Source organism: Bradyrhizobium sp. SHOUNA76, from assembly GCF_023006445.1.
Lineage (GTDB): Bacteria > Pseudomonadota > Alphaproteobacteria > Rhizobiales > Xanthobacteraceae > Bradyrhizobium.
Map to the genome: position 1 here is coordinate 1 of NZ_JALBHA010000328.1, position 7,472 is coordinate 7,472.

At 65.1% G+C, this 7,472-nt stretch carries 8 protein-coding genes; 5 read left to right on the forward strand and 3 right to left on the reverse strand.

Annotation, left to right across the window (positions count from 1 at the left end; translation table 11 throughout):
- The 3 genes from MOV74_RS26190 to MOV74_RS26200 all read left to right on the forward strand — a co-directional run.
- Positions 1 to 949 (forward strand): esterase-like activity of phytase family protein (locus tag MOV74_RS26190; protein ID WP_246929246.1); only part of this gene is annotated, 949 nt, incomplete at its 5' end.
- A gap of 195 nt (positions 950 to 1,144) precedes the next feature.
- The gene (locus MOV74_RS26195) at positions 1,145 to 2,257 is read left to right on the forward strand and encodes an NADH:flavin oxidoreductase/NADH oxidase (RefSeq protein WP_246929247.1); all 1,113 of its coding nucleotides are present in this window, start codon (positions 1,145 to 1,147) and stop codon (positions 2,255 to 2,257) included.
- Between the two features lie 507 nt (positions 2,258 to 2,764).
- Complete coding sequence (locus MOV74_RS26200) at positions 2,765 to 3,172, forward strand: hypothetical protein (RefSeq protein ID WP_246929248.1); 408 nt, start codon at positions 2,765 to 2,767, stop codon at positions 3,170 to 3,172.
- Between the two features lie 213 nt (positions 3,173 to 3,385).
- Here the strand turns inward: MOV74_RS26200 and MOV74_RS26205 are convergent, their stop codons facing one another.
- The 3 genes from MOV74_RS26205 to MOV74_RS40860 form a co-directional block, all read right to left on the reverse strand.
- Positions 3,386 to 3,631: a PilZ domain-containing protein gene (locus MOV74_RS26205; protein ID WP_246929249.1), complete on the reverse strand. Its 246-nt coding sequence runs from the start codon at positions 3,629 to 3,631 to the stop codon at positions 3,386 to 3,388.
- A 214-nt stretch (positions 3,632 to 3,845) separates the two neighbouring features.
- Complete coding sequence (locus tag MOV74_RS26210; RefSeq protein ID WP_246929250.1) at positions 3,846 to 5,186, reverse strand: DUF2235 domain-containing protein; 1,341 nt, start codon at positions 5,184 to 5,186, stop codon at positions 3,846 to 3,848.
- Positions 5,187 to 5,445: 259 nt separating this feature from the next.
- Positions 5,446 to 5,580 (reverse strand): hypothetical protein, encoded by a 135-nt coding sequence (locus MOV74_RS40860; RefSeq protein WP_256469282.1) that lies wholly within the window; start codon positions 5,578 to 5,580, stop codon positions 5,446 to 5,448.
- Positions 5,581 to 5,964: 384 nt separating this feature from the next.
- Here MOV74_RS40860 and MOV74_RS26215 point away from each other — a divergent pair, with 384 nt between their 5' ends.
- Positions 5,965 to 6,243, forward strand: a complete 279-nt coding sequence (locus tag MOV74_RS26215) for a DUF1488 domain-containing protein (RefSeq protein WP_246929251.1) — start codon at positions 5,965 to 5,967, stop codon at positions 6,241 to 6,243.
- Positions 6,244 to 6,371: 128 nt separating this feature from the next.
- Positions 6,372 to 7,055: a hypothetical protein gene (locus tag MOV74_RS26220; protein WP_246929252.1), complete on the forward strand. Its 684-nt coding sequence runs from the start codon at positions 6,372 to 6,374 to the stop codon at positions 7,053 to 7,055.
- Positions 7,056 to 7,472 lie beyond the last annotated feature (417 nt).

Here is a 7,472-nt window from a genome sequence, read left to right on the forward strand (position 1 = left end):
CGTCTCCGAGCCTGTCAGCATCGAGGTCAATGCGCGCGCCATTCCCAATTTCGAGCCGCGCGACCGCACGCGCACGCGGTTCGGCTCGCTGGAGTATCGCAGCGGCCTGGTGCTGACCTCGCCCTATCGCGGCTTTGGCGGATTGTCCGGCATCCGGCTGGATGCCAAGGGCGAGCGCTTCCTCGCCGTCTCCGACCAGGGCGGCTGGTTCACCGGTCGCATCCGCTACGCCGGCGGCAAGATGGCCGGCCTCGATGACGTCGAGGCCGCGCCGCTGCTAGGTGCGGAGGGGCGGCCGATCACGGAAAAGCGGCTGTGGTGGGATTCGGAATCGATCGCGCGTGACGGCAATTTCGTCTATGTCGGGCTCGAGCGCGTCAACCAGATCCTGCGCTATGATTTTTCGAAGGGCGGCACGGCCGCGCGCGGCGAGGTGATGCCGGTGCCGGCGGGCGTGCGCAGGCTGCCGTCCAACAAGGGGCTGGAGGCGCTGGTCGTCGTTCCCAAGGGCAAAGACCAGAACATGCCGCTCGCCGGCACCCTGATCGCCTTCTCCGAGCGCGGGCTGGATGCCGACGGCAACCTCACAGCCTTCCTGATCGGCGGCCCGTCGCCCGGCCAGTTCAGCGTTCGCCGCATCGAGAAATACGACATCAGCGACGCCGTGCTGCTGCCCTCCGGCGAGCTCCTGATCCTCGAGCGCAAATTCTCCTGGTTCACCGGCGTCAACATCCGCATCCGCTCGATCCCGCTGAAGTCGATCGCGCCGGGCGCGCTGGTCGACGGCCCCGCGCTGTTCGTCGCCGATCTCGGCCACGAGATCGACAACATGGAAGGCATCGACGCCCACGTCACTGCCGAGGGCGAGACCGTGCTGACGCTGGTCTCTGACGACAATTTCTCGATGCTACAGCGGACCTTGTTGCTGCAGTTCACGCTGACGGAGTAGGCCCCGCTGTCGTCCCGGGGCGCGACGACGTCGCGAGCCCGGGGATGACGGCAGTGGTGATGCGCGAGCTTGCGAAACCGAATGATAGCCGCAATGCATCCCGTCGCTATCCCCCATCCTCTCGCGCGTCTAGCATTCTCGCATCCTCTCACTACACTCCCCTCATTGCCCCTCTCATCCCCCGGAACTCCCCGCATGTCCGTCCTGTTTTCCCCGATCGAGCTGCGCGGCCTGACGCTACCGAACCGCCTCGTGGTGTCGCCGATGTGCCAGTATTCGGCCGATGACGGCGTCGCCACCGATTGGCACTTCACCCACATCAACAATCTCAGCCTGTCGGGCGCGTCGATGTTCTGCATCGAGGCGACCCATGTCGAGGCGATCGGCCGCATCACGCCGGGCTGTCTCGGGCTCTACAGCGATGCCTGCGAGGCCGCGCTGAAGCAGATCCTCAATTCGGTGCGCAAGCATTCCTCCACCGCGATCGCGATGCAGCTCGCCCATGCCGGCCGCAAAGCGAGCAGCGCGCGGCCCTGGGACGGCGGCCAGCTGATTCCGGTCGAGCAGGGCGGCTGGCAGACGGTGGCGCCAAGCGCGTTGCCGCACAAGGAGGGCGAGGCCGCTCCACTTGCGCTGGATAGCGCAGGCCTCAAGCGCATTCGCGACGCCTTCGTCGACAGCGCAAAGCGCGCGGATCGGCTCGGCATCGACGCCATCGAGCTGCACGGCGCGCACGGTTATCTCATGCATCAGTTCCTCTCGCCGATCTCCAACCGGCGCACCGACGAATATGGCGGGAGCTTGCAGAACCGCATGCGTTTCCCGCTCGAGATCTTTGACGCCGTGCGCGCCGTCTTCCCGCATGACAAGCCCGTGGGCATGCGGGTGTCGTCGACCGACTGGGTTGAGGGCGGCTGGGATCTGGCGCAGACGATCGAATTCGCGAGGGCATTGAAGGCGCGCGGCGTCGACTGGATCGATGCCTCCTCCGGCGGCGTCTCGCCGCTGCAGAAGATCCCGCTCGGCCCCGGCTATCAGGTGCAGTTCGCAGACAGCATCAAGCGCGAGACCGGCTTGCCGACGATGGCGGTCGGCCTGATCACCGAGGCCAAACAGGCGGAAGAGATCGTCGCAAGCGGCAAGGCCGACATGGTCGCGCTCGCCCGCGGCATGCTCTACGACCCGCGCTGGGCCTGGCACGCCGCCGCCGAACTCGGCGGCGAGGTCGAGGCACCACCGCAATATTGGCGCTCGCAGCCCTCGACGCAGAAGGCGCTGTTCGGCAAGACCACGTTCGGGGCGCGGTGAGGGCGAGGGAGTGTGGCGCGATGACCGCGCCGCAACCTCCGTCATTGCGAGGAGCCCGCGACAAAATTGCGCAGCAATTTTGCGCTGATGCGACGAAGCAATCCAGGATCCCTCCGCGCTGACATCTCTGGATTGCCTCCGCCTTCGCCGAAGGCTTCGGCGGACAAGTCGCTGCGCTCGCAATGACGGGTGTGGGGCAGGCGTGCGCCATAACCGCCAGTGTCGTCCCTGCCTAGTGCCCAATTGCGCACGGGCGCAGCGACCCATACCGCGTGATCTCTCGATAGCGCGCGGTGGCGTTGACAACTTTACTTCGAGTCGTCGCCACACTGCTCCCTGTGGTTATGGGTCCCCGCGCCCGTGCGCAATTGCGCACTAGGCAGGGACGACGGCGGAATGTAAGGCATGTGCTTTCACCCCCTCACGCATCCGTAAATCTCCCCAGCTTCCGCCTCCCGCAAAACTGGCCTAACCTCCGTCCCCCCAACTCCGCAACGGAGGCCCGACATGCGGTTTCGTGTTCGCAAAACGGCTCACATCTTCGAGCGCGTCGGCCTTGCGATGGCGGGTGCCGCGTGCGGGCTGTTCGTCGGCGCTTATGTCGGATCGGCGATTCCGCAACTCACCACGCAGGGCTTCCTGCTGCTGATGATGCTGCTCGGCTTCGTCGGCTTCTATCTCGGCATCGACACGCCGCAAATGCCGTTTGACGATGCGCACAGCCGGATCGACGCCGCCGAATTCATGAGCTCCGCCGGCACGCTCTGCGCCACGCTCACCGCGTTCGTCTCCGTCCTCGTCATCGTGCTCAGGGGCGATCCGCACATGGGCTGGACCTGGCTCGTCTTCTTCGGCTGGATCGCAGGCGTCGCCATGCAGATCGTCGCCGGCACAAAAGCCAGGATGCGGAAGTAGGATTCTTCCTTCCCCTTGTGGGAGAAGGTGGCAGAGGCGGCCTTTGGCCGCCGTTCCTGAGAACGCCGAGGCGAAGCCTCGGCTATGGCGCGGTCTGCCTCCGCGAATTCAGCTGCGAGATGAGATTGCCGAGACAGACCCCCCACCCGTCTCCCGCTTCGCGGCGAGCCAGCCTCTCCCACAACAAGGGGAGGGGGACGTAGCGCTTTCCCCCTAAAATACCACGCCCACCCGCGTGCCGCGCTTCCAGGCGATGCGGCAGCGCTTCTTGGTGTTGACGTGCAACAGTTCGAAGCGATCGGGGATGTTCACCTGTCCGCCGAGATCGACGCAGGCGCCGCCGGGCGAATAGTCGATCAGCGTGCAGGTGATGACCGGCGCGCGCGCGTCGGTGATGATCTTGGCCTGGCGGGACACCAGCCCCGCCGGTTTCACGCGGGCATATTTGCGCGGATACATTGGCACTCTCCTCCAATGCCGCAGGTATCGCGGCGGATGATCTGTCCCAATGATGGGCAGCAGATCATGCGATCCGACTAAAGCGGGCCGAAGAATTTTAATGAAAAGTAGCGGCGAAGGCAGAAAGCGGCGGTAGCGGGGTGGGGGAAGCGCCGCCTCAACCTCCGCTGTCGTCCTGCCCCGGGCAGGCCAATGACGAGCTTGGCGCCCCAACTCACCCCGTCACGATCTCCGCCGCCTCAGCCTCGGAGCCGACATGCGGCCCCACCGGCATCGGCACCGTCACATATTCCTTCGGCATGTTCACCGGCCGGTAATCCGGCTCCACCGCCATGCGCTTCAACACGCTCTCATGCACATGCGCGCCCTCGGGAATGACGCGCGGCTCGCAATCGGGGATGTAGAAGCCGAGAAACACCTTCCGCTCCGGCCACTCCTTGTACTTCGCGCTCTTCGGCAGATATTCCAGCAGCCGCCAGCCCGCCGTCATCGAATTGTGCAGCATGCCGGTCTTGCCCGTAAAAGCCGGCGCGACGTATTGGAACGGCGAGTTCTTGCGCTGGATGCCCCAGGCGAGCTGCTTCACGGTCGCCGGGTTGAAGTTCAGCCCCGCCTTCTCCGCCTCCGCGATCATCCAGATCAGCGGATATTTGGAATCCCCGCTCTCCGCCTCCGAATAGCCGCCGCCGACGTCGCTGTGCACGCCGGCGAACCACACCTGCAGAATGTCCTCCGGCACCTTCTTCTCGTCCGGCACGTAGCGGTTGCTCCAGAACTCCTGCGGCTCCCGGTATTGCTTCAACCGGAACATGCAGCGCTGCTCGTCGATCGCGATCGCCTGCCGGAAGGTCTTGACGCTGGGGTTGCGCAGCGTGAAGGCGAGCTCCTCCAGGCTGAACAGGAAGACAAAATTGTCGCGCCGCGGCACGATCACGCTCGCCACTGTGTCCCACACGCCGATGAAGTGGATGGTCGGCCAGCGGGTCGAGGTGATGCGCGCGAACTGGGCGGCCAGATCGAATTCGTCCTTCGGCAGCGGCCCGCTCTCGTCGAAGGCGACGTCCTTGAGATCCTCGATGTCGTTGCCGCGCCCGGTGCCGGAATATTGCTTGTAGGCGACGAGGCCGCTGCCGGCGAGGTTCGCCTGCTCCGGCCTGATCAGTCCCACCTTGTGGATCAGCCCCGCCAGCACGCGCACCGTGTAAGCCCCGCGCGAAAAACCGAACAGGTAGATCTTGTCGCCGGGCGCGTAATGCTGAACCAGGAAGCAATAGGCCGAGAGCACGTTGTCATCGAGCCCATAGCCGGTGGCGAGCCCCAGCACCAGGTTGACGTTGGCCTTGAGCCGGTGCCACGTCGTCGGCTCCGTCACCGTGCCGACCCCGGGATCGTAAAACACCATCTGCCGCGGGTGCGTCCTGTCGGTCTTGCGCAGGCAGCGATACAGCTTCAGGACGTTGGAGATGTTTTCCGAGATCTCGTTGCCGGTGCCGTCACAGCAGATGACGAGGTTTTTCGGCTCGGGCTTGCGGTCGGTTGTGGCTGCGGGCTCCATGGGATGCGCCTCCGGGTGATGCTACCGGGGCGAGTATAGCGGAAAAGCGCGACGGGGAGGAGACGATGGCGTGCTTTCCCTCTTCCCTTGTGGGAGAGGGTGGACCAATCGCGCTCCGCGCGATTGAGAGGGGTGAGGGGGCTCTCTCCGGGCGCGACTTTCTCGCGTCAGAAACAATTCCTCGTCAGCCTTGCCTTCGGCAAGTCACCTTCCCCCGCACGGGGAGAAGGGAAGGCAGCGCGCCCTGCTCGCTCCGCCCCTACTTCTTCTTCCCCGGCCCGAAATCCGGCTGCCAGGCCGGCTCCTTGCGGCTCGGGGCCGCGGCGATCGCCTTGATCTTGTCTTTCTTCGGTTTCTTGGTCTCGCGATTGCTGCGTTGCTGTCCCTTGGCCATGACGTCCGTCTCCTCTGGGGTTCGAATTCGTCCGATTGCGCTGCATTATGCGCAGGTCGCGGCAAAAGGGCACGCGGTGCCGCGCACACGAGACGCGGAAGATGCAGCGCAAAATCGACCTGCGGCAATTGCGTGAGTTGCGCTGACGCGATCGAGCGTACGCCTGCGCCACGCCGATAGCGAGGACTAAAACGCCGCGTGGGCGCGCGCGCTGCTTGCTGCCTCGGGGACCCATAACCATCGAAGTGAGTTGTTTCGGATGGCTTGTGCCACAGCGTGCTTCGGCAACGCCGCCCGGGGCATGGGGACCGGCCCCCGTGCGCAGTTGCGCACCCAGGCCGGAACGACGGCGGGCTGATTTGCGCGCAGCAAAGGAGTAACCCCATGACGCTCACCAGCGGCCGCTTTGTCGGCCACGAACAGGACCGGGGGATCGTCCAGTTCTCGATGCAGGACGGCGCGAGGGAGATCGCCTGCGCGATCTCGACCTCCGCGATGGACGACCTCGAACGCGGCCCGCGCGCGCGGCCGAGCGAGCGCGAAGAGCAGTTCATGCGCCTGCGCGAGCGCATCGAAGCCTGCGCGGGACGCAAGTATCAGGCAACGGAGTTCGAGGGCACCCCGCCGGGTATCGTGCTGCGGAGCATTGATTTTCGGGGGTAGGGCTGGCGACGGTTCGCACCGCGAGCGCGGGGCAGGCTTCGCGCATTTTCGAATCGCTCCGCAGGCCCCGTTGCCGCCTCAGCTGTTGATATTAACCATCCGTTAACCATGCGGATGGGGGGATCACCATGTCGGCCCATGTGACGCGACCGAAGTTGATGCCAACCGATCCTGCCTTGCATCTGCTTGGCGGGCTCGCGGGTCGCGCCAAGGCCTTCTTACAGGCCAAAACGGCTGTCCTACGGAGCGATGCCATGTTCGGAAAGGACGACTTAGTGGACAATCTCAGTCGCGACCTCGATCGTGCGCGCGGACGACGCGATGCTCTTGCATCCGAAGCCGCCACCCTGACGGCTCAGATCGCCGAAATCGAAATCCGCCTTTCGGAAGAGAAGAACAGGCGGGAGCGTGATCGCGTCCTGGGCGAAATCGAAGCGATCAAAACCCGGATCACGCAGGCCGGGAGCGCGTTTGCACCTGTTGTCGATGGTCTCTGCAAGGCGATCGAGCAGGCCGCGGCAGTTGTGCCCGAGGCCCGCGAGCTCAATAGCTTCCTGGTGTCGGTCGCGGCCGAAATCGACAACGTCATCGATCCCCTGGTGCGCGAACTGGATCAGCGCGCGGATGCGGTGCGAATAGGCCACGCTGCACCTGATATCCCGGGTTCGGCCAATGAGGCGGCCATCGTACCGCCCGTGGAACCGCCAAAAGACAACAACGATCGCCTGCTTCGCTTCCCGGCATGGCTGTCTCGCGACAAGGAGCCGGAAAAAAAGGAAACAGCGGAGAGCCCGCGCAGCACGGCAGCGTGACGCATCGGCGCGTTGCGTTGCGTTGCGCTGCGCGATGACGATTCGTCCCAATCTCATCGCGCCCTGGACTCGCCTGGCAGCGGTCCATGTCCGGCATTGGAGAGGTGTTGTTTGCTCCGTCATTCCGGGGCGCGCCTCTTGGCGCGAGCCCGGAATCCATTGCTCAACAGTCACTGCGGTCCGATGGATCCCGGGCTCGCGACGGAGCCTGTCATCGGGCCGCGCTTCGCGCGGACCCGTTGGTCGCGCCCCGGGACGACGACGCATCGTTGGGCTCGCTGGCCGCCAGGCAGGTAACTCCGGCTCTTGCGGCCAGCTCAGTTGGCGGCGCGGCGCAGGAAGGCCGGGATATCGAGAGTGCCTTCGTCGGTCGCGTTGCGCGGAGATGAGCGGCCGTAGGGATCGAGCGGTCGATCG